Origin of the sequence: Pseudomonas fluorescens (assembly GCF_902497855.1) — a bacterium.
GTDB lineage: Bacteria > Pseudomonadota > Gammaproteobacteria > Pseudomonadales > Pseudomonadaceae > Aquipseudomonas > Aquipseudomonas fluorescens_BI.
Map to the genome: position 1 here is coordinate 315,412 of NZ_CABVHU010000004.1, position 24,463 is coordinate 339,874.

Here is a 24,463-nt window from a genome sequence, read left to right on the forward strand (position 1 = left end):
ACAAATCCAACAACAAGAGAGGCAAGACCATGGGTGTGTATGACTATAAAAACCTCGGTACGGAAGACGCCAAAGCGTTGTTCAGCGACGCCATGGCGATCACGCTGTATTCCTATCACAACCTCGACAATGGCTTTGCCAGCGGTTACCAGCACAACGGCTTCGGCCTGGGCTTGCCGGCGACCCTGGTCACCGCGCTGATTGGCGGCGCCGATTCCCAGGGCGTCATCCCCGGGATCCCCTGGAACCCGGATTCGGAAAAAGCCGCCCTGGATGCCGTGCAAAAGGCCGGCTGGACGCCAATCAGCGCTGCGCAACTGGGCTATGACGGCAAGGTCGACGGGCGCGGAACCTTCTTTGGCGAGAAAGCCGGTTACACCAGCGCCCAGGTGGAGATCCTCGGCAAGTACGACGCCCAAGGGCAACTCAGCGAAATCGGCATTGCCTTTCGCGGCACCAGCGGGCCTCGGGAAACCCTGATCAGCGATTCGATCGCCGACGTGATCAACGACCTGCTGGCAGCAATTGGGCCGAAGGACTATGCGAAAAACTACGTGGGTGAAGCCTTCGGCGAGCTGCTCGGCGACGTCGCCGCGTTTGCCCGGGCCAATGGCCTGTCGGGCAAGGACGTGCTGGTCAGCGGTCACAGCCTCGGCGGGCTGGCGGTCAATAGCCTGGCAGACCTGAGCAACGACAAATGGTCGGGGTTCTATAAGGACTCCAGCTACATCGCCTACGCTTCGCCCACCCAAAGCAGCACTGACAACGTGCTCAACGTCGGCTATGAAAACGACCCGGTGTTTCGGGCCCTGGACGGTTCCTCGTTCAACCTGTCCTCGGTGGGCGTACACGATGCCGCCAAAGCCTCGGCGACTGACAACATCGTCAGTTTCAACGATCACTACGCCTCGACGGCGTGGAACGTCTTGCCGTTTTCCATCCTCAACATCCCGACCTGGATCTCGCACCTGCCCACCGCTTATGGCGACGGCATGAACCGGGTGCTGGCGTCGACGTTCTACGACCTCACCGGCAAAGACTCGACGATCATCGTCGCCAACCTGTCGGACCCGGCCCGGGCCAACACTTGGGTCCAGGATTTGAATCGCAATGCCGAACCCCACAAAGGCAGCACCTTCATCATTGGCAGCGACGGCAACGATCTGATCCAGGGCGGCCAGGCCAATGACTATCTGGAAGGACGTGCGGGCAACGACACCTTCCGCGATGGCGGCGGCTACAACATCCTCTTGGGCGGGCAGGGCAACAACGTACTGGAGCTGCAGCAGTCGGTAAAAAACCTCGACTTCGCCAATGACGGTGCTGGCAACCTGTATATCCGCGACGCCCATGGCGGCATCAGCATTACGCGGGACATCGGCAGCATTGTCAGCAAGGAACCGGGGTTTCTGTGGGGGTTGTTCAAGGATGACGTGACCCACAGTGTGACAGCCAATGGCCTGGCGGCCGGCAATGACCTGACCCAATACGCTTCATCGCTAAAGGGTGGCGCAGGTGCCGATACGCTCACGGCACACACTGGCGGCGACTGGTTGTTTGGCCATGAAGGCAACGATCATTTGATCGGCGGCAAGGGCAACGATGTGCTTGTCGGCGGGGCGGGTAACGATCTGATGGCGGCGGGGGGCGGGAGCGATACGTTCCTGTTCAGTGGCGGGTTTGGGCAGGATCGGGTGGTGGGTTACCAGGCGGACGACCAGCTGGTGTTTCTGGGGGTTCAAGGGGTGAAGCCGAACGATGATTTCCGGGCGCATGCCACGACGGTGGGGCAGGATACGGTGCTGACGTTTGGCGGGGATTCGGTGACGCTGGTCGGGGTTGGGCTGGATAGCCTGGCTGGTGGGGGGATTGTTATCGCCTGAGGGTGATGCGGCGCTTTTAAGGGCCTCTTCGCCGCCAAGCCGGTCTCGCTCCCACACTGGATCGGGGTGTCCACAGATGCTGTGTTCACTGAAGACCAAATGTGGGAGCGAGCTTGCTCGCGAAGAACGATGACTCGGTTGTCAGTCTTTCTTGGACGATGAACGATAACGCGGTCTTCAGTCTTCCTTGCGCACGTTAGCCACTTCAGCAGCCCTGACCTTCACCTTCGCTCCGGAGATATCTTCAAACTCGTAAAAACCGTCCCTGGTCTCGGTGTCCGGTATGTCCTTGGTCAAATACCGGGTGCCGTTCTGCAGGGTCACCACCGTCGGCGTCGAGCAACCGGCCAGGGCCAGAAAGGCCGCCACGGCAAAGGGCAAACCCAGAGTCTTGATATTCATACCCACCTCTCATCCTTTAAAAGAACAACGCACTGTCTCGTCGAGCGTTATCGTCACTGTACCTCTAAGGCAATTGGTGCGAAGGAATGATGGAAAGTTCGACAGACGGCAAAAAAATAAGCCGATTGTCCGCCGCTTATCCTTTTCCGTTTGCACCGCACCGGGGGTAGCTGGTATCTGTACGCATAACCAGTATTCGCTCGCCATGGCCCTTTTTCCTGTGACTGCAAATCCCCTCGACGACCCGCTCTACTACTTGAACAACTTCATGCAAGTGCTTGATTGGCTTGAGCAACGCTATGCCGATGTGTTGAGTCTTGAGGAGCAGCGGTTCATCGGCGATTTCTACCTACTGCCCCGGCCGTCCAAGGCGCTGCTGGTGCGGATGGTGATGCGCAGGGGCATACACTTTCGGGCGAGCAAGCTGCAGTACGCCGAGATCGGCGACACCGCGAGCGCTGCCGGCCCGCTGCTGGCGCTGGGCTGGATCGACGAGCAGGCGCCACTGTCGGTCGAAGCACTGTTCGAGGTGCTGCTCAAGGCGGAAATCCTCCAGTGCCTTGGCGCGGCCATCGATCAGCCCAAGGCCAAGAAGACCGATTGGCTGCCGGCATTGAGCGAACGGTTTCCCGAGGCCCGGTGCTTCAGCCACTGGTGCGTGCCCTTGGATGACCGCCTGTTCAGCCTGACCATCATGGGGCTGTGTGATCGCCTGCGCCTGATGTTCTTTGGCAATCTTTACCAGGGCTGGTCGGAGTTCGTGCTGGCTGACCTCGGCATCTTTACTTATGAAAAAGTCGAGTTCTGCGCCGACTCCCGGGGCTTGCGCAGCCGCGAGGACGTGGACGCCTGCGTTTTCCTGCATGACTGTCAGCAGCGTTTCGAAGCCGGCGAAGCGCTGGCCGGCATTGTCGAGCAGGTCAACGGGCTGGCGCTGGGCAATCCCTGGCTGCAGCGACGTCGCGACAAGCTGTTATTCCAGATGGGTCAATATTGCGAGCGCACCGCCGATTTAGCCATGGCCCTGAGCATCTACCGCGAGTGCGCCTGGCCCGGCGCGCGGTTGCGCCTGATACGCGTGCTGGAGCGCTGCGGTGAATATCAGATGGCGCTGGACCTGGCCAATCATGCCGAGCAATCCGCGCAAAGCGCCGCCGAACAGCAGCACTTGCTGCGAGTGTTGCCCCGACTGCGGCGCAAGCTCGGCGGGCCGCCCATCAAGCGCTTGTCACCTCGGGAAATGCTGCGCCTGGACCTGCAATTGCCCAGGACCGATCCGGCGCTGTCGGTGGAATATCATGTCCAGGCACACCTGGCACAAGAATCGGCACCGGTGCATTTCGTAGAGAACAGCCTGGTCAACTCGCTGTTCGGGCTGCTGTGCTGGCCGGCGATCTTCGCGCCCTTGCCGGGAGCGTTTTTCCACCCGTTCCAGCGGGGGCCGGTGGACTTGCTCAATGAAGATTTTCATCTGCGTCGGGCTGACCTGTTCCAGGCCTGCCTGGCCGAACTCGATGACGGACGTTACCGCCAGACCATCCGTGACCGTTATGCCGCCAAGTGGGGCGTGCAATCACCGTTCGTGTTCTGGGGCGTATTGAGCGAGGAATTGCTCGACCAGGCCCTCGATTGCCTGCCGGCCGACCACCTCAAGCACTGGTTCCATCGTCTGCTGCTGGACATCAAGGCCAATCGCGCCGGCATGCCGGACCTGATCCAGTTCTGGCCGCAAGACAAGACCTACCGCATGATCGAAGTCAAAGGCCCCGGCGATCGCCTGCAGGACAACCAGTTGCGCTGGCTGGAGTTCTGCCATGAGCACCAGATGCCGATTGCCGTCTGCTACGTGCAATGGGCGGAACAGAGCGCGTGAGCTACAACATCGCGGTACGCGCGTTGTGCGAGTTCACCGCCAAGGTCGGCGACCTTGACCTGCGCTTCACCCCGTCGCCGACTGCGCTGGAAGGCATCGTCGGGCATCGCACCGTGGCATCCCGGCGCAGCGAGGGTTACCTGAGTGAAGTCGCTCTCGAAGGCCGGTATCAAACGTTGACGGTCAAGGGCAGGGCGGACGGCTACGACCCGGGGCAAAACTGCCTGGAAGAGGTCAAGACCTATCGCGGCGACTTGAGCAAGCAGCCCGCCAACCACCGTCAACTGCACTGGGCACAGGCGAAGATCTACGGCTGGCTGATGTGCCAGAAGCTGGACCTGACCGGGATCAACCTGGCACTGGTGTATTTCGACATCGTCAGCGAAAAGGAAACCTGCCTGGTGGAGGCCTTCGGCGCGCCAGAACTGGAGCTGTTTTTCCAGCACCACTGTCGCCTGTTCCTGCAGTGGGCCGAGCAGGAAATGGCCCACCGCGAAGCACGCAATCGTGGGGCGCAGCAACTGGCATTTCCCCATGCCGACTTTCGTCCGGGGCAGCGTCATCTGGCTGAATCGGTATTCAAGGCGGTCAGTACCGGTCGCTGCCTGATGGCCCAGGCACCTACGGGGATCGGCAAGACCGTCGGCACCTTGTTTCCAATGCTCAAGGCCCTGGCGCCGCAGCAACTGGACAAGGTGTTCTTCCTGACCGCGAAAACCCCGGGCCGCAAACTGGCGCTGGATGCCGCGCAAGTCATTCTCGACAGTGCCGAAGCGCCACCCCTGCGGGTTCTGGAAATGATCGCCCGGGACAAGGCCTGCGAGCATCCGGACAAAGCCTGTCACGGCGAATCCTGCCCCTTGGCCCAGGGTTTCTATGACCGATTGCCCGCGGCGCGCCAGGCCGCCAGCGAGCTGACCCTGTTGAACCAGGGCGCCTTGCGCGAGGTGGCGCTTGAACATGACGTGTGCCCGTATTACCTGAGCCAGGAAATGGCCCGCTGGGCCGATGTGGTGGTTGCCGACTACAACTATTATTTCGATTTCAGCGCGCTGCTGTTCGGGCTGGCCCAGGCCAACAACTGGAAAGTCGCGGTGCTGGTGGACGAAGCGCATAACCTGGTGGAGCGGGGGCGGCAGATGTACAGTGCCAGCCTCGACCAATCGACCCTCAACGCGGTGCGCAAAACCGCCCCGCCAGCGTTGAAGACAGCCTTGCAGCGGGTCAACCGGCAGTGGAATGCCCTGCATGACCTGCAGCCTGGCGCCTATCAGGCGTACGACAAGGCGCCGGAAAAACTGCTCCAGGCTCTGTCGTCCTGCAGTGCGAGTATTGGCGATTACCTGAACGATCATCCTCAAGGCCTGGACAGCGCCTTGCAAAGTTTTTACTTCGACATGCTGCAGTTTTGCCGGGTCGCCGAACTGTTCGACGAACAGTTCCTGTTCGACATCAGCAAGCGCGACCTCGAGCGCAAGAAAAACCTCTCGCAGCTGTGCCTGCGCAACGTGGTGCCCGCCGGCTTCATCCGCCCACGCCTGACGGCGGCGCGCAGCACCGTGTTGTTTTCCGCGACCCTGAGCCCGCGCCATTACTACGCCGATCTGTTGGGCACGCCAGCGAACACGGTGTGGATCGATGTCGAATCCCCCTTTCATGCCGATCAGTTGCAAGTGCACATCGTCAGCCAGATCTCCACCCGGTTCGTTCATCGCCAGTCGTCCCTGGCGCCGATCGTCGAGCTGATCGCCAGGCAGTTCAGCCAGCGCCCCGGCAACTACCTGGCGTTTTTCAGCAGCTTCGATTATTTGCAGCAAGTGGCGCAGTTGCTGGCGCAAAGACATCCCCATATCAATCTATGGGCGCAGTCCCGAGGCATGGCGGAAGGGCAGCGCCAGGATTTTCTCGATCAGTTCACCGTCGACAGCCAGGGCATCGGTTTCGCCGTGTTGGGCGGGGCGTTTGGCGAAGGCATCGACTTGCCCGGTGCGCGCCTGATCGGTGCGTTCATTGCGACCCTGGGGCTGGCGCAACTCAACCCGGTCAACGAGCAGGTGAAATATCGCATGGCGGCGATTTTCGGTGCCGGGTATGACTACACCTACCTGTTCCCCGGGGTGCAGAAAGTGGTCCAGGCGGCGGGCCGGGTGATTCGCACCCAGCAGGACCAAGGGGTCGTCATGCTGATCGATGACCGGTTTGGCGACAGCAAGGTCAAGCAACTGCTGCCGCGCTGGTGGACGATTGCGGCAACGAATCTTCACGCTGTCGAGTAGGAATTTTCGCAGTAAAAACATTGATATACATTGAAAAACTCAACCATTTGAACAAGTGAGGAATGTGCGCTTTAGTCATGGAGCACGTCATCACTTCAATCAAATCTTTGATAAGGAAATCAAGGTATGTCAGTAGCATCGAACTACACCTACACCCCTGAACAGGTCACGGCAGCGTTTGACGAAATAAAAGCGACGCTGTTCAGTGGCATCAAGGTCGAGGCAGTCCCCAAGATACTGGTGGTTGCCGGGATAGAGGGGGCAGGCAAAACCTATCTGCTGGAAAAAAGCCTCTTGCCCTCAAAACGTTACGACAACTATGTTCGTCTGTATCTGCCCGAATACCGAAAAAAACACCCTCAATACCAGGATATGATCAAACTCGGCGTGTTGCATGCCTATGAGCATACAGAGGCATTTGTCCGTGAAGTCTCCACGAAGATTTTTGCCCACGCGTTTACAGGCAAATACAACATCATCCTGGAATGCGTGTTCGAAAGTTTCGAGTTCGCGACCTTTCCTCCCACAGCAACCGCCGTCGGTTATCAGTTCGAGATTCATATCGTTGGCTGCACACAGGAGTTCGCTTACCTGTCGAGCATCAAGCGAGCACTGAAAAGCCTTGAAGATCGGGAGATGGAAAGGTTTCTCACCCTGCCCAGGCTGAAGGCGAGCATGTGTTATTCGCAAGCGGTCATCCTGGCCTTCGAGACGGCTGCAAAGGCGATCAGCGGCTCGCAAATCAACCTGTACGAGCGCGGCTTCGGCGCGTTGAAAGAGCGGGCACTGATCGCTCAAAGTACCTACACAAAGGCGGCCGATGGTTCCGTTACCTCTACGTCCACCGAGATAAATTTTACCTATGGCGTTTACTCCAGCATCATCGATAATCACGTCTTCGCGACTCGAGAACGGGACGAGGTTTTGAAGGAATGTCACCTGGCGCTGCTCAAAACCCAGGCCCATGCCCAGCAGGTCCCTGATTTTGTCTACAACGCTCTGTACGCCTTCATCACCAAATACGTAAATCGATGACACTGGCGACGAATTTCGGTTTTCGTCTTTCCAAACTGGCGCTTTGTCGCATACTCCACAAAAGCAATGATGATGTGAGGGATCAATGAGCGTAGATCGTAGGAAAGCCACCACCATAGATGACAGTCGTTTCCGTCTGTTGATCGATGCTGTGATTGACTATGCGATCTACATGATTGATCCCGATGGCGTCATCACCAGCTGGAACGCCGGCGCCAGGCGTTTCAAGGGGTACGAGGAGGCGGAGATCCTCGGCAAGCACTTCTCGCGTTTCTACACCGAAGAGGATCGACGCGCGGGTATGCCCCAGCGCGCATTGAACACGGCTATCACCGAAGGGCGTTTCGAGGGCGAAGGCTGGCGGGTGCGCAAGGACGGTACGCACTTCTGGTGCCACGTGGTCATCGACCCGATTATCGACCCGTCGGGCACGTTGCTGGGATTCGCCAAGATCACCCGGGACCTGACCGACCGCAAGATGGCCGAAGAGACCCTCAAGCAAAGCGAGCAGCAATTTCGCCTGCTGGTGCAAAGCGTCACGGATTACGCGATCTATATGCTCGCCCCGGACGGACGCCTGACTAACTGGAATCTCGGGGCCCAGCGGATCAAGGGCTACTTGCCCGAAGAGGTGATCGGGCAACATTTTTCGATGTTTTATACCCCGGAGGACCGCGAGGCCGGCGAGCCGCAACGGACCCTGTCCATTGCCATCCGTGATGGGCGGTTCGAAAACAAAGGCTGGCGCGTGCGTAAGGACGGGACGCGGTTTTTGGCGCACGTCGTGGTCGATCCGATCTGGGGCGATACCGGCACTTTGCTCGGTTTTGCCAAGATTACCCGTGATATCACCGAGGTCACTCAGGCCCAGCAAGTCCTCGAGCAAACACGCGAGGCGCTGTTCCAGGCGCAGAAGATGCAAGCCATCGGCCAGCTCACCGGGGGCATTGCCCATGACTTCAACAACCTGTTGACGGTGATCCTGGGCAATCTGGAAATAGTCCGCAAGCGCATGGGGGACGATACGCGCATTGCCCGGCTGGTGGATAACGCCACCCAGGGCGCGTTACGTGGCGTATCGCTGACCCAGCGCATGCTGGCGTTTGCCAGGCGCCAGGAGCTCAAGGCCGAACCCATCGAGATTCCGACGCTGATCCAAGGCATCTCCGGCTTGTTGCGCAGCTCCCTGGGGCCTTCCGTGGTCCTTGAAACCCGATTTTCACCCGAACTCGAACCGGTCCTCGCCGACGTCAATCAGCTTGAACTGGCGGTACTGAACCTGGCGACCAACGCCCGGGATGCCATGCCCCATGGCGGGAAACTGGTGATCAGCGCCCGAACGGAAGAGGTTCGCGACCAACTCCAATTTACCCCGATGAAGGGCCGCTATGTCTGCCTGAGTGTCAGTGACACGGGGGAAGGCATGGATGAGACTACGCTGGCCTCGGCGATGGACCCGTTCTTCACCACCAAGGGGGTGGGTAAAGGCACGGGCCTGGGGTTGTCGATGGTGCATGGTTTTATCGAACAACTGGGCGGGCGATTCATACTCAAGAGCGAGAAAGACGCAGGCACGACGGCAGAACTGTGGATACCCGTCGCCACGACCGGTTCGGTTGTCATGCCCGCTACCGACGAAGACACCGCACCGCCGGTGCCTCGCCTATGTGTGCTGGTGGTGGACGACGACAGCCTGGTGTTGACCAGTACCTGCCTGTTGCTCGAAGACCTCGGGCATCGGGTGATCAGCGCGGTGTCCGGGGCGCTGGCGCTGAAAGCGCTCGACGCCGAGCCAGCCATCGACCTGGTCATTACCGACATGGCCATGCCGCAGATGAATGGGGCGCAACTGGCGCAGGCCATCCGTACCATCAAACCCGACCTGCCGATCATTCTCGCCACCGGCTACGCCGAACGACTGGAAGGCTTTGCGACCCAACTCCCGCGGCTGTCCAAACCCTATACCCAACTCAATCTGGTGGAGATCATCGCCTCGACCATGAAATGATCACCGCACCACTGCATACCGCTGGATTGTGGAAAACGCCAAACCCCTGTTGTAGGAGCCGGCTTGCTGGCGAAGGCGTCTGCATGGGCGCCGCAAGGCTCAAGGCCGCCTTCGCTGGCAAGCCAGCTCCTACAGGGATCACCTGTGTACAGAACATCAGGTCGCGGAGTGCGCATTCTTCCTGAAACCGCGCAGGTTCATGGCGCACAGGCAAAACTGCAACACGATCAGGGCATAGGCCTGGGTGTGGTAGCCCCATATCACCCATAACACGTTGCTCACGATAAAACAGATGAAGCCCGAGACCCGGCGTTCGGAATTTTGCGAACCGATCAGCCACGCTGCCAGCACCGTGACCAGCATGGCTGGCCATTGCACCCAATCGAGATAGTCCATTGCTGACCCCTTGTGTTGTCAATCCAGCTGAACTTGTCGGCAGCGGTTTCTTCTAAAGGTCTTTGCAGCCTTCGGGTGATTCCTGTGCCAAGAATACTGACCGAGACCCCGGCCGAAGAAACCCTGACCGAACACAATGCCAAAATGTTTGGTTCGCCCAAGGAGCGCCTGGATTTCTATCGCAGGGAAATCCAGTACGAAACCAGCATTCTGGCCAATCGCACCGACGCCTACCTGGCCGCGCAATCGTTTTTGCTGATCGCGTTCGCTTCCTGCATGTCTAACCTCAATCCGGAATGGGGCAAGCTCTTTACCCTGGTGGTGCCGCCATTCCTGGCATTGTTGGGGGTGCTCAGTTCGCTCAACGCGTGGCCCGGCATTCGCGCGGCATACGACATTATTGATCATTGGCATTTCAAGCAGAGTGAGTTGTTGCGTAGCGAACCCTTGATGGGCCTCGCCTATGATGAATCGCCGTTGTTCAGCGAGATGGAATCGTCCCATAAGGGCTACCGCAAATCCTTGTTGTTTTCGGTGCGTACGCCGTGGATTTTCGCCACCTTCTGGGTGTTGCTGGGCAGCTATGCGGTTTATATCCAGGTGACGAATCCCGGTGGATGAACCGAGCGGAAAAAGGTCGGTGGGTCATCTGGAGAACCCCTGTAGGAGCCAGCTCGCGATGGACTAAAGAACAGCGCGTTCATTCAGACAACACGCATTATCGTTGTCGTCCATCGCTAGCAAGCTAGCTCCTACAAGTGTCCGCCCGCTTTGCCAGAGGCAGAACGCACCATCAAGCCGCCAGGTTGCCCGCGCTCATTTCTTTCTTGTACTGGGCCTTCAAGGTTTCCATTTGCGCCCCCAGCTCTTCGAGGGTGGCTTTACCCAACAGCTTTTTCGCCTGAGGAAACATCTCAGTCTCTTCCTCTTCGATATGATGCTCCAGCAGTTCCTTGACCACTTTCACCCGACCGGCGAATTCGGGAGTAGAGGGGTCGGTGACTTTCAAATCGGGCAGCACCAGCGAATCGACCGTGCGATGTTCTTCCTTGGCTTCGTAATACATCACGTCCTGCTCCTTGCCCCCGGCTTTCTTGTACGCCGGGTACAAGACTTCTTCTTCCAGACGGGTATGAATGGCGATCTCCATTTCCAGCTTGGCCAGCAGTTCACCGCGTTTCTTGATACCACGCTCGGTGGATTCGCTTAATTGGGTCAGGATGCCTTTTACGCGTTCATGGTCGGCTTTCAACAGGTCAATGGCGTTCATGGTCGAGTCTCTCAACTAGTCAGGGGGATGAGCGCGAACGGTCTCAAGGCCGAAGGTCGCTCCTGGTACTGGAGCATTTGTCGTGCCGGTTATTGTTGTTTTTTAATTTATATATAAATCAATAAGATAAGTCAGTTGATGGCAAACTGAAGTCGTGCAGGCTGCATGAGTCTGGAAATTGACTCATGCACTTCGCGGCGTCGCCTTTTACCCCTGTTCATAGCGTGATTTCAGCCTTGACCGCTGATCTGATTCGCCAATCATGCAACTGAACTCGCGGTTCTGCCTCGCTCCCTTAATACAGACAACCGATGTCTTTATTGACCAGTGAGGATGTAGCCATGCGCGCAATGACTTACCACGGAGCCCATGACGTCAAAATCGAAACGGTGCCCGATCCCGCTATTGAAGCACCCGACGACATCATTCTGCGGGTGACGGCCACCGCCATCTGCGGTTCGGATTTGCATTTGTATCGAGGCAAGATTCCGACCGTGGAGCACGGCGACATTTTTGGTCATGAGTTCATGGGCATCGTCGAAGAAACCGGCTCGGCGGTGACGGCCGTGCAGCGCGGTGATCGGGTGGTGATCCCGTTCGTGATCGCGTGCGGCGAGTGCTTCTTTTGCCAGCGTGACTTGTTCGCCAGTTGTGAAACCACCAATACCGGCCGTGGCGCCATCATCAATAAAAAGGCGATTCCACCACCCGCGGCCTTGTTCGGCTTCAGTCGCCTGTACGGCGGCATACCGGGAGGGCAGGCCGAACTGGTTCGGGTGCCGAAGGCCAACACCGGGCCCTTCAAGATTCCCGGGCTGCTGGCGGACGAGAAAGTGTTGTTCCTGTCGGACATCCTGCCGACAGCGTGGCAGGCGGTGCTCAACACCGGGATCGGGCCGGGTTCGAGCATTGCGATCTATGGCGCCGGGCCGGTGGGGCTATTGAGTGCGGCGTGCGCGAAGATGTTCGGTGCCGAGCAAATCTTCATGGTCGACCATCACGACTATCGGCTGGCCTATGCCCAGCGCACCTATGGTGTGATTCCGATCAACTTTGATGACGATGATGATCCCGCTGACACCATCATTCGGCAGACGGCGGGCAGCCGGGGGGTGGACGCGGTGATCGACGCCGTAGGGTTCGAAGCCAAGGGCAGTACCACGGAAACGCTGCTCGCCACGCTGAAACTCGAAGGCAGCAGCGGCAAGGCGCTACGCCAGTGCATCGCCGCCGTGCGCCGGGGTGGGGTGGTGAGTGTGCCAGGCGTCTATTCCGGTTTTATCCACGGTTTCCTGTTCGGCGATGCCTTCGACAAGGGCCTGACGTTCAAAATGGGCCAGACCCATGTGCAGCGCTATTTGCCGGAGCTGCTCGGGCACATTGAAACCGGACGCCTGCAACCGGAGGCGATCATCACTCACCGCATGTCCCTGGAGCAGGTGGCCGAGGGATACAGGATTTTCGACAAGAAACAGGAGGAATGCCGCAAGGTGATTCTCACGCCGGGGTCCAGTGATGTGCCGCTGACCGAAACCGTGGAGGTCACCCCGATACCAGCGTTATAGGTTCCATTCACTCCTGGCGCCGAATCGACTGTAGGAGCTGGCTTGCCAGCGAAGGCATTTTTATAGGCGCTGTATGGCTCAAGGACGCCTTCGCTGGCAAGCCAGCTCCTACAAGGGATCTTTGCCGGCTCGGGATCTTTACGGCCCCGAGTACTTGTGGGAGCGAGCCTGCTCGCGAAGAGGCCGCGTACAACCGCCGTTAAACCCTGGATTCGGTTTCCCGGTGCAACCGTTGCGCATTTTGCGTTGACGCCGAAACCGGCGGGAAATCTGCGTTGAGCACGCGCAAGTGTTCGATCGCTTCCTGGAACTTCAGGTTGGCCTTCCTGCGTATTTCCAGATAGCGATCGAACAGCTCCCCATCCATGTCGCTGTCCTCAAGCAACTCGAAGGCGCTACGGCTGAGCGCCTGGGCCTCGGCAAACATCTGACGATTGCGTTCCAGGGCGAAGGCCCGGCAGGCTTTGATTTCTTCGCAGGTTGAATAGTGAATCATGACCAGCACCTTATTTTTCGAGGTCCCTTTTAATAGGCTTGGAGCCTCAGGGGAACCAAACCTGCACCATCGCGCCATACGAAAGTCGGGCGGGACTAAGCGTGTGACCCGCCGGATCGCCCAAGGATTTCAAATTTATGAAGGCGAAAATTCGATAATTCCGGTGGTAAAAGCCCGGGGGTAAAATCAAATATCCTGTTTTTTTCGCCGTTCATACCGAGCCAGAATCGGTTGGGTGCTGATCCCGTGGAGCAGGATGCTCAACGCGACCACGGACAAGGTCAAGTCAATGCACAGCGTTGCTACAGACGGCGCCAACCCGTGGTTCAAGGCATAAAACAGATAAAACAGACTGCCAATCCCGCGTATGCCAAACCAGCCGATCAACAGGCGCTGGCGCCTGTCCAGCAAACCACCCCAAGGCATGGCGACTACGCTCAAAGGTCGAATCAGGCAGAACAACCCGCCGGCAATCGCCAGTGCGCGCCAGTCCCAGTGAGCGATCAGCACCACGCCGAGCAGCGTCACCAGGAAAACCTCCATGGCACGCTCCACCAGCCCTCCGAAGGCAAGCATGTCGCCCATCATGATGCCCGCTGCAACCTGAGTGTCTTCCAGGCGGGTGGTATCGCCATGCACGGCATGCTGCGGCTCGACGTTCTGATGCCCGACAACAGGTTGAACCAGGTGCTCGGCGGGAAGCTCGTCGTTACCCGTGGACTTGACCTCTTCCTGGCGCAGACCCAGGCCCGCCGCGAACACCGACAGAAAGCCGTAGCCGTGAATCGACTCGGCCACTACATACGACAGGGCGATCAAGGCCAGGGCCAGGTAATCGTTCGGCGATAGGGTGCTGTCGTCATTTCTGATCCGCAGCGACAGGGTCACGCGGCCGATACCGCGTCCCATCCAATAACCGGTGAGTAAACCCGCGGGGACAGCCCACAGCACACTACGCAGGACCCAATCGCTGAGCCAGCCGGGGTTGCCGTCGTGTTGCACCAGCAGCAGGCCGAGGATCACGAAGGGAAAGGCGATGCCGTCATTGAGCCCGGCCTCACCCGACAGGCCGAAGCGCACGCTGTCGTCATCCCGGGCGTCGTTGACTTGCACCAGGGAGGCAAGAACCGGGTCGGTGGGTGCCAGGATCGAGCCGATCAGCACCGAAGCTCCCCAAGGCAGCTGGAAGGCGTAGTGCAACAACAGACAGACGCCAGCAATGGTCAACAGCATCACCGGTCCGGCCAGTCCAAATGCGATCCGCCAGTTTTTTTCCCTGAGCGGCGAGCGCAACTTCAGGCCGCAGACGAACAGCGAAAACAGCACCGCGACTTCAGTCAGGTGCTCCATCCAGATGGACGCGTCGGTCGTATCCAGTTTCAGCAGCCCGAGCCCCGCCGGCCCGATGGCCACACCCAGCACCAGGCACACGGCGGAGGTGGTCACCGGCATCCAGCGCAGGTACGACGACGTCAGTGCCAACGTCAGCAGCACAGCGCCCAATACCGCCACCCAGACGATGAAACTCATGATCGGGGTTCACTGCAGGCGGCGCGGGCCTCAAGGGCCGCGGTCATCAACTGACAGTCGCGCGCAGGTATTCAGGCGTCAACACGTTGAACCAGATCAGGATCATTTCCACCAGGATGGTGACCAGCACCAACAACCCGACGCCCCAGACGCAGGCCGCATTCAACAGGCCCTGTTCCTTGCGCTCGTGCATGAAGGTCGGAAGGCCGATGAACAGCAGGAAGGTCGAATAGAGCGAGGCGGCGCCCAGCACGGTGATCGCCAGCCAGCGGCTCGGGTACAGGCCGGCAACGATGGTCACGTAGAGCAACCCGCACAGTTGCAAGGCACTGCCGGAGCTTAGCTTGACGATTTCATTTTCAGCCAGGCTCCAGCCGACATAGGTGGTCCCGATAAAGAGGCACACGGCGGGGATCAAGGCCAGCAGCAATAAATGAGCGAGGTAATGGCGCTGATGCGCTTCCTCTTCCTTGCGGATATCCGTCCACGCGAAGTTCGGTTGGGTAAACAGCTTGACGATAGGTGCGGACATGACGACCTCCTGAGCCGGAGCTGCCCGTGACAGGGGCCCCTGAACGTATTGAGGGGCAAGTTTTGCCAGGGGTTCATTTTTTCTCCGAAGGGCGGGGGAGGCTCCGATAGAGGGAATGTTTGCAGTTGGCGAAGGTCAACCGAGCAGTTCCCTGCCTGGATGATCTGCCATGAACGTCAGCCAATCGGTGGTCGAGTATCTGCGCCAGAACGACTTGCTGCTGACCACCGCAGAGTCCTGTACGGCCGGCAAGATCATCACGCTGCTGGCTGAAGTGCCGCACAGCGGGGAACTGATCGAAAGCGGGTACGTGGTGTATTCCCCCGAAGCCAAGCAACGGTTGCTCAACGTCAGCCCCAAGACCATCGAAACCTTCAATCTGACCAGTTGCGAGGTGGCTCGGGAAATGGCCTCGGGTGCCCTGCGCGACAGCACGGCCAATGTCGCCGTGGCGACCACCGGCATTCTCGGCCCGGAGGACGTCGATGGCATTCCGGCAGGTACCATTTGTTTCGCCTGGGCCTTCCAGACCGCGCAGGGCCGCCGTGTTTTCAGTCAGCAACAGCGGTTCTTCGGGACACGTTCCGAAGTCCAGCTATTGGCCGCCGAGCATGCTCTGAAACGGCTGGTGCATTTCCATCAACGGGTATTGGCCGGTGTACAAGGCCGGGGAGCACCCGATGAACGATGAATCCGGCCATACCGATTACCGCAGCCGCGACTATCCCGTGCGTGAAGACATGGTGCATCAGGTCAAGGTCTGGCGATTCGAGCGTTGGGGCTGGTACGTCCTGGTGCTGTTGGTGGTGCTGGCCCTGCTCGGACTGTTTTCACGCGGGCCGTTGAGCACCCGGGACGTTCAGGGCAGCGATGGCAAGGTCAGGGTGCAATACGAGATGTTTCACCGCAACGGATCGACCAACCCGATGCAGCTCAGCGTGATAGGTACGCCTGATGCCATGGTCGAGCTGGAACTGGCCGGAGCGCTGCTGGACGGCTTCAGTATCGAAAGCCTGCAGCCGGAGCCCCTCCGTGCCGTCAGTGCCGGGCAAGGCATGAAGCTGTGGGTGCGGACCGACGCGCAAGGCCGGGCCAACCTGCATCTGACCTTGCGCGGGGACGGGCTGGGGCTGTTTCACAGCCGCATCGCTTCGCCCGGCGCCACTGCGGTGGACGTCGATCAATTCATTTTCCCTTAGGTGACCTATGGACTCGGTATTGCGCGCGGCCGCGATGTATCTGGCGTTGATGGTGCTGTTCAAGATTGCCGGCCGGCGCTCACTGGCCGAGTTGACGACCTTCGATTTCGTGCTGCTGATGATCATCGGCGAGGCGACGCAGCAGGCGTTGCTGGGCGATGACTTTTCCCTGACCAATTCGATGCTGGTGATCGTCACGCTGATCGCCATAGACGTCGGCCTATCGCTGCTCAAACAGCGCTCGCAATGGGTCTCGCAGCTGATCGATGGCGGGCCGACGATCATTGTCGAGAACGGCAAGCTGCTGCACAAGCGCCTGCGCCATGCGCGATTGATCGAGGCCGACGTCATGGAGGCCGCACGTTCGAGCCAGGGCATCGAAACCCTGGCTCAAATCAAGTTCGCGATCCTGGAGCGCAACGGCAAGATATCGGTGATTGCCGTGTAGGAGCGAGCGGTGCGGCGATTCGACTTGCCCGCGAATCGGGCGCTGCGGTATATCTGTTGTACCGCGTTATCGTTCTTCGCCTGTAGGAGCGAGGCTTGCCCGCGAACCAGGCGCTGCGGTATATCTGTTGTACCGCGTTATCGTTCTTCGCCGGCAAGCCTGGCTCCTACAGGGCCAGGCGTGGCGTTGGCATTCAAAGCATCGGTTTACCGCCGGTAATACCATAACGCTGGCCCGTGATGTAGCTGGCTTCATCCGACGCCAACAGCACATAGATCGGCGCGACTTCAACAGGCTGCCCCGGCCGCCCGAGCGGCGTCTGCCCGCCAAAGTTCTGCACTTCTTCATCGGGCATGGTCGAGACGATCAACGGCGTCCAGATCGGCCCCGGTGCCACGCAGTTCACCCGGATGTTCTTCTCGCCCAGCATCTGCGCCAGGCCGGCGGTGAAGTTGGCGATTGCGCCCTTGGTCGTGGCGTAAGGCAGGAGGGTCGGTTTGGGCATGTCCGAATTGACCGAACTGGTGTTGATGATCGAACTGCCGGGTTGCATATGCTTCAGTGCGGCCTGGCAGATGCGGAAAATGGCCGTGATGTTGACATCGAAGGTCATCACCCATTCTTCGTCGGGGATGTCTTCGAAGCGTTCGTGGGTCATCTGGAACGCGGCGTTATTGACCAGCACATCGATCCGGCCGAAGCGTTCGACCGTCTTGTCCACCAGGGCCTGGCAGTGCGCTTTTTGCGCCAGGTCGCCGGACAGCAACAGGCATTGCCGGCCGGCCTGCTCGACCCAGCGTGCGGTTTCCTGCGCGTCCTCATGTTCGTTGAGGTAGGCCACGACGACATCCGCGCCTTCTCGGGCGAATGCAATGGCGACGGCGCGACCGATGCCGCTGTCGGCGCCGGTGATCAGGGCGATCTTGCCCTTGAGCCGGCCCGAACCTTTGTAGCTCTGCTCGCCGCAGTCCGGGTAGGGGTCCATTTTTTTTTGGGAGCCGGGGACGGGCTGGCCTTGTTTGGGAAAGGGTGGTTTTGGATAGTCATTCATTGGGAAATCTCCGTTCTCGAGGCAGAAGAGTCAAAGGGTTGACCCTGGTGTTTTGCCTTGAGTTCGGTTGGATTTCAGGGCTGTGCGGTTACCTTGGCACCACACAAATCCCCTGTAGGAGCTGGCTTGCCAGCGAAGAGGCCCTTCCAGTCGACATCATTGTTGGCTGAAAGGACGCCTTCGCCGGCAAGCCGGCTCCTACAGGGGCTGCGATGCTTTTAGCGAGTGCGATTGATCAGGCTGCGCTCCATCCGCGCAATGCCTTCTTCCAGCAACGCCCGCGGGCAGCCAAAATTCAGGCGCACGAACTGTTGGCCGTCATCGCCGAAATCCAGGCCGGCACTGAGCCCGACCTTGGCCTGTTCGAGGAAGAATTGCTGCGGGTTGTCCAGCCCCAGCGCCGAACAATCGAGCCACGCCAGGTACGTGCTCTGCGGCACATTCATGGTCACGCCCGGCAACCGGGTGCGAACGGCGTCGACCAGGTAATCGCGGTTGCCTTGCAGATAAGTCATGAGCCCGGCCAGCCACGGGCCGGCTTCGCTGTAGGCGATGCGGGTGGCTTCCAGGCCCAGCGGGTTGACGCTGTCGACCAGGCCGCAGCGCGCGTGGTTGACCCGCTCGCGCACGGCTTTGTCCTGAATGATCATGAACGAGGTTTTCAGCCCGGCAATGTTATAGGCCTTGCTCGCCGACATCAGCGTGATGGTGCGCTTGGCGATGTCCGGGCTCAGGGTGGCGATCGGCAGATGCACACGCCCGTCGAAGCACAGTTCGGCGTGGATCTCGTCGGAGATGATCCAGGCGTCCTGCTCCAGGCAGATATCCGCCACCGCTTGCAGTTCTTCCCGCGGGAAAACTTTGCCCAGCGGGTTGTGCGGGTTGCTCAACAGCAGGGCACCACCGCCTTGCAGGGAATGGCGCAAGGCCTCCAATGGCGTGGCATAGGTGCCGTCAGGCAGGGCGTCGAAACCCAGTTCGACCTTGTTCAGTCCCCAATGCCCCGGTGCATGGCGCAACGGTGGGTAGTTGGGAGTCTGGACCACGACATTCTGTTGCGGCCGGACCAGCGCGTGCAGGGCCATGTTGAAGCCCGACTCCACGCCCGGCAGGAAGATCAGTTCCTGGGGCTCGACGCGCCAGGCGTACTTCTTCCACAGGTCGGCAACGATGGCATTGCGCAAGTCGTCCTGCGCCACGCTGTAGCCGAGCAATGGGTGTTCCAGACGTTTTTGCAGGGCCTGGATGATCACCGGCGGTGCGGCGAAGTCCATGTCGGCGACCCACATCGGCAATACGTCGGCCGGGTAACGGCTCCATTTGGTACTGCCGGTGTCGTGGCGGTCGAACACCTGATCAAAATCGAAAGTCATGCTCATCTCATAAAGGCCGGGATTAATTCGGCAGACATGATAAGCGCCAAACCCCTGTGGGAGCGAGACCGGCTTGCCGGCGAAGAGGCCGTCACAGCCAGCATCAATGTCGACTGGCGCGCCGCCAACCCCCTGTAGGAGCTGGCTTGCCAGCGAAGACGGTGGCACAGGCAATGAAGATGTTGGATGCGACGGCCTCTTCGCTGGCAAGCCCCTGTAGGAGCTGGCTTGCCAGCGAAGACGGTGGCACAGGCAATGAAGATGTTGGATGTGACGGCCCCTTCGCTGGCAAGCCAGCTCCTACAGATCGGGGCGAGGCAGGAAGATAGGGATTGCCCGACTGTCGGTTTTCACACAATGCACCACAGCATTGTCTACAGTTTCCAGTGTCGGTAGCTACGCTGCCGGCACCGTGATCGTCCAGAAAAACCCGGCAAAGTACCGGGTCTCCACCTGATCAGGAGTGCACGATGGACCTCAACCGTCGTCAGTTCTTCAAGGTCGCTGGTATCGGCCTTGCGGGCTCGAGCCTCGGCGCGCTGGGCATGGCCCCCGCGACTGCCTTCGCCGAGCAGGTGCGCCACTTCAAGCTTGCCCACACCCATGAAACCCGCAACACCTGTCCGTATTGCTCGGTCGGCTGCGGGTTGATCATGTACAGCCAGGGCGATGCCGCCAAGAACGTCGCGCAAAACATCATCCACATCGAAGGCGATGCCGACCACCCGGTCAATCGCGGCACCCTGTGCCCCAAAGGCGCCGGCCTGCTCGACTTCATCCACAGCCCCGGTCGCCTGCAATACCCCGAGGTGCGCAAACCGGGTAGCAGCGAGTGGACGCGGGTCTCCTGGGACGAAGCGCTGGATCGCGTGGCCGACCTGATGAAGGCCGACCGCGATGCCAACTTCGTCGAGAAGAACGACGAGGGCGAAACAGTGAACCGCTGGCTGACCACCGGTTTCCTGGCGGCCTCGGCGGCGTCCAACGAAGCGGGCTACATCACCCACAAGGTCATTCGCAGTCTCGGCATGCTGGGGTTCGACAACCAGGCGCGTGTCTGACACGGCCCGACGGTGGCAAGTCTTGCCCCGACGTTTGGCCGTGGTGCCATGACCAATACCTGGACCGATATCGCCAACGCGAACCTGATCCTGGTGATGGGCGGCAACGCAGCAGAAGCACACCCGTGCGGCTTCAAATGGGTGACCGAAGCCAAGGCGCACAACGCCGCCAGGCTGATCGTGATCGACCCGCGATTTACCCGGACCGCTTCGGTGGCCGACTATTACGCGCCGATTCGCACCGGTACCGACATCGCCTTCATGGGCGGGCTGATCAATTACCTGCTGACCGAGGACAAGATCCAGCACGAGTACGTGCGCAACTACACCGACCTGTCGTTCCTGGTCGACCCCGGTTTCACGTTCGAGGACGGGATCTTCAGCGGCTATGACGCGGCCAAGCGTCGTTATACCGACAAGACCACCTGGAACTATCAATACGCCGATGACGGGTTCGCCATGGTCGATCCGACCCTGCAAGACCCGCGCTGCGTCTACCAGCTGCTCAAGCAGCACTACAGCCGTTACAACCTGGAACTGGTGAGCCAGATCTGCGGCATGCCAACCGAATCGATCCAGAAGATCTGGGAAGAAATCGCCACCTGCTCGGCACCGGGCAAGACCATGACGATTCTCTATGCGCTGGGCTGGACCCAGCATTCGATCGGCTCGCAGATCATCCGCAGCGCGGCGATGGTGCAACTGCTGCTGGGCAACGTCGGCATGCCCGGTGGCGGGGTCAATGCCTTGCGCGGACACTCCAACATCCAGGGCCTGACCGACCTCGGGTTATTGTCCAATACCTTGACCGGCTATCTGACCCTGCCCAGCGACAGCGAGCAGGACTACGACACCTACATCTTCAAACGGGCCCTCAAGCCCCTGCGCCCCGGGCAGATGTCCTACTGGCAAAACTACGGCAAGTTCCACGTCAGCCTGATGAAGTCCTGGTACGGCGCCAATGCCACGGCAGACAACCATTGGGGCTACGACTACCTGCCCAAGATCGACGTTCCCAGCTACGACATCCTGAAAATGTTCGACATGATGGGCCAGGGCAAGGTCAACGGCTACATGTGCCAGGGCTTCAACCCGATCGCCGCGCTGCCGGATAAAAACCGGGTGACAGCGGCACTGGCCAGACTGAAGTGGCTGGTGATCATGGACCCGCTGGCCACCGAAACCTCGGAGTTCTGGAAAAACGTCGGGCCGTACAACGATGTGAAGAGTGCCGACATCCAGACCGAAGTGATTCGCCTGCCCACCACCTGCTTTGCCGAGGAGGACGGCTCGCTGGTCAACAGCAGTCGCTGGCTGCAATGGCACTGGAAAGGCGCCGACGGCCCCGGATTGGCGCGGACCGACATCCGCATCATGAGCGAATTGTTCCTGCGCCTGCGCCAGCGTTATCAGGCCGATGGCGGTGCCTATGCCGAGCCGATGATGAAATTGTCCTGGCCCTACAAGGTACCGGAAGAACCGTCGCCGGAAGAACTGGCCAAGGAAATCAACGGCAGCGCCACCGCTGACTTCACTGACGCCACGGGCGCGACTATCAAGGCCGGCGCGCAACTGGCCGGGTTCGGTCAGCTCAAGGATGACGGTAGCACCGCGTCCGGTTGCTGGATTTTCTGCGGCAGCTGGACCGAGGCGGGCAACCAGATGGCCCGACGCGACAACAGCGACCCGTATGGCACACACCAGCACCAGGGCTGGGCCTGGGCCTGGCCGGCGAACCGGCGGATTCTCTACAACCGCGCCTCGTGCGACCCGCAAGGCAAACCTTGGGCCGAGAACAAGCGCCTGGTGTGGTGGAACGGCAAAACCTGGGCCGGCACCGACATCCCGGACTACAAGGCAGATTCGCCACCGGAAGCCGGGATGAATCCGTTCATCATGGCGCCCGAAGGCGTCGGGCGGTTTTTTACCCGGGACAATATGGCCGAAGGCCCTTTCCCGGAACACTACGAACCCTTCGAAACGCCGATCGGCATCAACCCGCTGCACCCCAACAACAAGGGTGCCACCAGCAACCCGGCCGCGCGGATCTTCGATTCGGTGTGGGACACCCTCGGCGTGGCCAAGGACTATCCGTACGCGGCGACAAGCTACCGGCTGACCGAGCATTTCCACTTCTGGAGCAAGCATTGCAAGCTCAACGCCATCACCCAGCCCGAGCAGTTCGTGGAGATCGGCGAGGTACTGGCCAAGGAGAAAGGCATCGTTGCCGGTGACAAGGTGCGAGTCAGCTCCAGGCGCGGCTTCATCGAAGCGGTGGCGGTGGTCACCAAGCGCATCCGGCCGCTGCAGGTCAACGGCCAGGTGGTGCACCACATCGGAATTCCGTTGCACTGGGGCTTCACCGGCCTGACGCGCCACGGCTACCTGACCAACACCCTGGTGCCGTTCCTCGGCGATGGCAATTCCCAGACCCCGGAATCCAAGTCATTCCTGGTCAACGTGGAGAAAGTCTAAATGGCCAGCCAAGACATCATCGCCCGTTCGGCCACCACCACGGTTTCGCCTTCGGTGCGCACTCAGGACGAAGTGGCCAAGCTGATCGATACCACCAAGTGCATCGGCTGCAAGGCCTGCCAGGTCGCCTGCTCGGAATGGAACGAGCTGCGTGACGACGTTGGCCATAACCTCGGCACCTACGACAACCCCAATGACCTGAGCGCAGACACCTGGACCCTGATGCGCTTTACCGAGCATGAAACCGATGCCGGCAACCTCGAATGGCTGATTCGCAAGGACGGCTGCATGCACTGTGCCGAACCGGGTTGCCTGGCGGCGTGCCCGAGCCCGGGAGCGATCATCAAGCACGCCAACGGCATCGTCGATTTCGACCAGGACCATTGCATCGGCTGCGGTTACTGCATCACCGGTTGCCCGTTCAATATTCCGCGCATCTCGCAGAAGGATCACAAGGCCTATAAATGCACCCTGTGCTCGGACCGGGTGGCAGTGGGCCTGGAACCGGCCTGCGTGAAAACCTGTCCCACCGGGGCGATTGTGTTCGGCACCAAGGACGACATGAAAGAACATGCCGCCGAGCGCATCGTCGACCTCAAGAGCCGTGGCTTTGCAAACGCCGGCCTGTACGACCCCGCCGGTGTCGGCGGCACGCATGTCATGTATGTATTGCATCACGCGGACACGCCGGTGCTCTACGCCGGCTTGCCGGATCATCCGACGATCAGTCCCTTGGTCGACCTGTGGAAAGGGGTGAGCAAACCCCTGGGATTACTGGCCATGGGCCTGGCGGTGCTGGCCGGCTTCTTCCATTACGTGCGAGTCGGGCCGCAACTGGTGGAGGAAGATGAGCTCCCGGGCGTCGTCGATCCTGCGGTGCATGAGGTCGATCCGTCGGTGCATACCTTCGATCCGCGCGGGGAGGACAGACCATGATCCGCAGACAGATCCTGCGCTACACCGCGAACCAGCGCACCAATCACTGGCTGGTGGCGATCTTCTTCTTCCTGGCGGCGCTGTCGGGGCTGGCGTTGTTTCATCCGGCGCTGTTCTGGCTCAGCCACCTGTTCGGCGGCGGACCCTGGACGCGCATTCTGCATCCGTTCATGGGCGTGGTGATGTTCGTCCTGTTTCTGGGCCTGGTGCTTCAATTCTTTCGGGCGAACTTCTTTATCAGCAATGACCGTCTGTGGCTGCGCCGTGTCGGGCGGGTGATGCGGAACGAGGAGGAGGGCGTGCCGGCGATCGGCAAGTACAACCCGGGGCAGAAGCTGCTGTTCTGGACATTGTTGCTGTGCATGTTGGTGTTGCTGTTCAGCGGACTGGTGATCTGGCGCGCGTATTTCAGCGTGTACTTCGGCATCACGGCGATTCGCTGGGCGATGCTGCTGCACGCGGTGGCCGGTTTGATCCTGGTGCTGAGCATCATCGTGCACATTTACGCCGGCATCTGGATCAAGGGTTCGGTCAGCGCGATGATGCAGGGTTGGGTCAGTCGCGCCTGGGCGAAAAAACACCACGAACTCTGGTACCGGGAAGTGACCCGGGACGAACACCCCGAGCGACCGGTCAACAGAAAAGGATAACCCC

21 protein-coding genes are annotated in these 24,463 nt (G+C 59.9%); 13 read left to right on the forward strand and 8 right to left on the reverse strand.

Features of this window, described 5'->3' with window-relative positions; translation table 11 throughout:
- Nucleotides 1–29: 29 nt before the first annotated feature.
- Nucleotides 30–1,883 (forward strand): polyurethanase, encoded by a 1,854-nt coding sequence (locus tag F8N96_RS11295; protein WP_150797869.1) that lies wholly within the window; start codon nucleotides 30–32, stop codon nucleotides 1,881–1,883.
- Nucleotides 1,884–2,060: 177 nt separating this feature from the next.
- Here F8N96_RS11295 and F8N96_RS11300 read toward each other — a convergent pair whose 3' ends face one another.
- Complete coding sequence (locus F8N96_RS11300) at nucleotides 2,061–2,285, reverse strand: YgdI/YgdR family lipoprotein (RefSeq protein ID WP_150797870.1); 225 nt, start codon at nucleotides 2,283–2,285, stop codon at nucleotides 2,061–2,063.
- A gap of 205 nt (nucleotides 2,286–2,490) precedes the next feature.
- Here F8N96_RS11300 and F8N96_RS11305 point away from each other — a divergent pair, with 205 nt between their 5' ends.
- From F8N96_RS11305 to F8N96_RS11320, 4 genes are all read left to right on the forward strand, one after another.
- Nucleotides 2,491–4,158, forward strand: a complete 1,668-nt coding sequence (locus tag F8N96_RS11305) for a VRR-NUC domain-containing protein (RefSeq protein WP_150797871.1) — start codon at nucleotides 2,491–2,493, stop codon at nucleotides 4,156–4,158.
- Entirely contained in the window at nucleotides 4,155–6,434 is a 2,280-nt protein-coding gene (locus F8N96_RS11310; protein WP_150797872.1) for an ATP-dependent DNA helicase, read from the forward strand. Before F8N96_RS11305 ends, F8N96_RS11310 begins: the two co-directional genes overlap by 4 nt.
- A gap of 126 nt (nucleotides 6,435–6,560) precedes the next feature.
- The gene (locus F8N96_RS11315; RefSeq protein ID WP_150797873.1) at nucleotides 6,561–7,469 is read left to right on the forward strand and encodes a zeta toxin family protein; all 909 of its coding nucleotides are present in this window, start codon (nucleotides 6,561–6,563) and stop codon (nucleotides 7,467–7,469) included.
- An 85-nt stretch (nucleotides 7,470–7,554) separates the two neighbouring features.
- Complete coding sequence (locus tag F8N96_RS11320; RefSeq protein WP_150797874.1) at nucleotides 7,555–9,477, forward strand: PAS domain-containing sensor histidine kinase; 1,923 nt, start codon at nucleotides 7,555–7,557, stop codon at nucleotides 9,475–9,477.
- Nucleotides 9,478–9,633: 156 nt separating this feature from the next.
- Here F8N96_RS11320 and F8N96_RS11330 read toward each other — a convergent pair whose 3' ends face one another.
- Entirely contained in the window at nucleotides 9,634–9,873 is a 240-nt protein-coding gene (locus tag F8N96_RS11330; protein WP_150797875.1) for a hypothetical protein, read from the reverse strand.
- Between the two features lie 84 nt (nucleotides 9,874–9,957).
- Between F8N96_RS11330 and F8N96_RS11335 the strand changes: the two genes are divergently transcribed.
- Nucleotides 9,958–10,494, forward strand: coding sequence for a hypothetical protein (locus tag F8N96_RS11335; protein WP_150797876.1), 537 nt, complete (start codon nucleotides 9,958–9,960; stop codon nucleotides 10,492–10,494).
- Nucleotides 10,495–10,666: 172 nt separating this feature from the next.
- On the opposite strand, the gene F8N96_RS11340 is transcribed toward F8N96_RS11335, so the two are convergent.
- Complete coding sequence (locus tag F8N96_RS11340; protein WP_150767771.1) at nucleotides 10,667–11,143, reverse strand: hemerythrin domain-containing protein; 477 nt, start codon at nucleotides 11,141–11,143, stop codon at nucleotides 10,667–10,669.
- Between the two features lie 341 nt (nucleotides 11,144–11,484).
- Here F8N96_RS11340 and F8N96_RS11345 point away from each other — a divergent pair, with 341 nt between their 5' ends.
- Entirely contained in the window at nucleotides 11,485–12,708 is a 1,224-nt protein-coding gene (locus F8N96_RS11345) for a zinc-dependent alcohol dehydrogenase (RefSeq protein ID WP_150797877.1), read from the forward strand.
- 199 nt (nucleotides 12,709–12,907) lie between these two features.
- Here F8N96_RS11345 and F8N96_RS11350 read toward each other — a convergent pair whose 3' ends face one another.
- From F8N96_RS11350 to F8N96_RS11360, 3 genes are all read right to left on the reverse strand, one after another.
- The gene (locus tag F8N96_RS11350) at nucleotides 12,908–13,204 is read right to left on the reverse strand and encodes a hypothetical protein (protein WP_150797878.1); all 297 of its coding nucleotides are present in this window, start codon (nucleotides 13,202–13,204) and stop codon (nucleotides 12,908–12,910) included.
- A 186-nt stretch (nucleotides 13,205–13,390) separates the two neighbouring features.
- Nucleotides 13,391–14,734 carry a cation:proton antiporter gene (locus F8N96_RS11355; RefSeq protein ID WP_150797879.1) on the reverse strand — a complete coding sequence of 448 codons (1,344 nt, stop codon included), beginning with the start codon at nucleotides 14,732–14,734 and terminating at the stop codon, nucleotides 13,391–13,393.
- Nucleotides 14,735–14,780: 46 nt separating this feature from the next.
- A complete protein-coding gene (locus F8N96_RS11360) occupies nucleotides 14,781–15,266 on the reverse strand; it encodes a YIP1 family protein (protein WP_150797880.1) in 486 nt (161 codons plus the stop codon).
- Nucleotides 15,267–15,435: 169 nt separating this feature from the next.
- Here F8N96_RS11360 and F8N96_RS11365 point away from each other — a divergent pair, with 169 nt between their 5' ends.
- From F8N96_RS11365 to F8N96_RS11375, 3 genes are read left to right on the forward strand one after another with little or no spacing between them, the layout of a single operon-like run.
- A complete protein-coding gene (locus F8N96_RS11365) occupies nucleotides 15,436–15,957 on the forward strand; it encodes a CinA family protein (protein WP_150797881.1) in 522 nt (173 codons plus the stop codon).
- On the forward strand, nucleotides 15,947–16,465 hold the full coding sequence (locus F8N96_RS11370) for a hypothetical protein (RefSeq protein WP_150797882.1): 519 nt from the start codon (nucleotides 15,947–15,949) through the stop codon (nucleotides 16,463–16,465). The genes F8N96_RS11365 and F8N96_RS11370 overlap by 11 nt, the downstream gene beginning before the upstream one ends.
- 7 nt (nucleotides 16,466–16,472) lie before the next feature.
- Nucleotides 16,473–16,913, forward strand: coding sequence for a DUF421 domain-containing protein (locus F8N96_RS11375; RefSeq protein ID WP_150797883.1), 441 nt, complete (start codon nucleotides 16,473–16,475; stop codon nucleotides 16,911–16,913).
- A 193-nt stretch (nucleotides 16,914–17,106) separates the two neighbouring features.
- Here the strand turns inward: F8N96_RS11375 and F8N96_RS11385 are convergent, their stop codons facing one another.
- On the reverse strand, nucleotides 17,107–17,964 hold the full coding sequence (locus tag F8N96_RS11385; RefSeq protein ID WP_150797885.1) for an SDR family oxidoreductase: 858 nt from the start codon (nucleotides 17,962–17,964) through the stop codon (nucleotides 17,107–17,109).
- A 218-nt stretch (nucleotides 17,965–18,182) separates the two neighbouring features.
- Complete coding sequence (locus F8N96_RS11390) at nucleotides 18,183–19,337, reverse strand: MalY/PatB family protein (RefSeq protein ID WP_150797886.1); 1,155 nt, start codon at nucleotides 19,335–19,337, stop codon at nucleotides 18,183–18,185.
- A 470-nt stretch (nucleotides 19,338–19,807) separates the two neighbouring features.
- Between F8N96_RS11390 and fdnG the strand changes: the two genes are divergently transcribed.
- Genes fdnG through F8N96_RS11405 form a run of 3 tightly spaced genes read left to right on the forward strand, consistent with a single transcriptional unit; the run spans nucleotide 19,808 to nucleotide 24,459 of the window.
- Nucleotides 19,808–22,873, forward strand: coding sequence for a formate dehydrogenase-N subunit alpha (gene fdnG, locus F8N96_RS11395; protein WP_150797887.1), 3,066 nt, complete (start codon nucleotides 19,808–19,810; stop codon nucleotides 22,871–22,873).
- A complete protein-coding gene (fdxH, locus tag F8N96_RS11400) occupies nucleotides 22,874–23,809 on the forward strand; it encodes a formate dehydrogenase subunit beta (RefSeq protein ID WP_150797888.1) in 936 nt (311 codons plus the stop codon).
- The gene (locus F8N96_RS11405; protein ID WP_150797889.1) at nucleotides 23,806–24,459 is read left to right on the forward strand and encodes a formate dehydrogenase subunit gamma; all 654 of its coding nucleotides are present in this window, start codon (nucleotides 23,806–23,808) and stop codon (nucleotides 24,457–24,459) included. The genes fdxH and F8N96_RS11405 overlap by 4 nt, the downstream gene beginning before the upstream one ends.
- Nucleotides 24,460–24,463 lie beyond the last annotated feature (4 nt).

Bases quoted from the DNA above. Each gene is read 5' to 3' on its own strand.
- F8N96_RS11295 (WP_150797869.1), top strand. From the start codon at position 30: ATGGGTGTGTATGACTATAAAAACCTCGGTACGGAAGACGCCAAAGCG.
- F8N96_RS11300 (WP_150797870.1), bottom strand. From the start codon at position 2,285: ATGAATATCAAGACTCTGGGTTTGCCCTTTGCCGTGGCGGCCTTTCTG.
- F8N96_RS11305 (WP_150797871.1), top strand. From the start codon at position 2,491: ATGGCCCTTTTTCCTGTGACTGCAAATCCCCTCGACGACCCGCTCTAC.
- F8N96_RS11315 (WP_150797873.1), top strand. From the start codon at position 6,561: ATGTCAGTAGCATCGAACTACACCTACACCCCTGAACAGGTCACGGCA.
- F8N96_RS11320 (WP_150797874.1), top strand. From the start codon at position 7,555: ATGAGCGTAGATCGTAGGAAAGCCACCACCATAGATGACAGTCGTTTC.
- F8N96_RS11330 (WP_150797875.1), bottom strand. From the start codon at position 9,873: ATGGACTATCTCGATTGGGTGCAATGGCCAGCCATGCTGGTCACGGTG.
- F8N96_RS11340 (WP_150767771.1), bottom strand. From the start codon at position 11,143: ATGAACGCCATTGACCTGTTGAAAGCCGACCATGAACGCGTAAAAGGC.
- F8N96_RS11345 (WP_150797877.1), top strand. From the start codon at position 11,485: ATGCGCGCAATGACTTACCACGGAGCCCATGACGTCAAAATCGAAACG.
- F8N96_RS11350 (WP_150797878.1), bottom strand. From the start codon at position 13,204: ATGATTCACTATTCAACCTGCGAAGAAATCAAAGCCTGCCGGGCCTTC.
- F8N96_RS11355 (WP_150797879.1), bottom strand. From the start codon at position 14,734: ATGAGTTTCATCGTCTGGGTGGCGGTATTGGGCGCTGTGCTGCTGACG.
- F8N96_RS11360 (WP_150797880.1), bottom strand. From the start codon at position 15,266: ATGTCCGCACCTATCGTCAAGCTGTTTACCCAACCGAACTTCGCGTGG.
- F8N96_RS11365 (WP_150797881.1), top strand. From the start codon at position 15,436: ATGAACGTCAGCCAATCGGTGGTCGAGTATCTGCGCCAGAACGACTTG.
- F8N96_RS11370 (WP_150797882.1), top strand. From the start codon at position 15,947: ATGAACGATGAATCCGGCCATACCGATTACCGCAGCCGCGACTATCCC.
- F8N96_RS11375 (WP_150797883.1), top strand. From the start codon at position 16,473: ATGGACTCGGTATTGCGCGCGGCCGCGATGTATCTGGCGTTGATGGTG.
- F8N96_RS11385 (WP_150797885.1), bottom strand. From the start codon at position 17,964: ATGAATGACTATCCAAAACCACCCTTTCCCAAACAAGGCCAGCCCGTC.
- F8N96_RS11390 (WP_150797886.1), bottom strand. From the start codon at position 19,337: ATGACTTTCGATTTTGATCAGGTGTTCGACCGCCACGACACCGGCAGT.
- fdxH (WP_150797888.1), top strand. From the start codon at position 22,874: ATGGCCAGCCAAGACATCATCGCCCGTTCGGCCACCACCACGGTTTCG.
- F8N96_RS11405 (WP_150797889.1), top strand. From the start codon at position 23,806: ATGATCCGCAGACAGATCCTGCGCTACACCGCGAACCAGCGCACCAAT.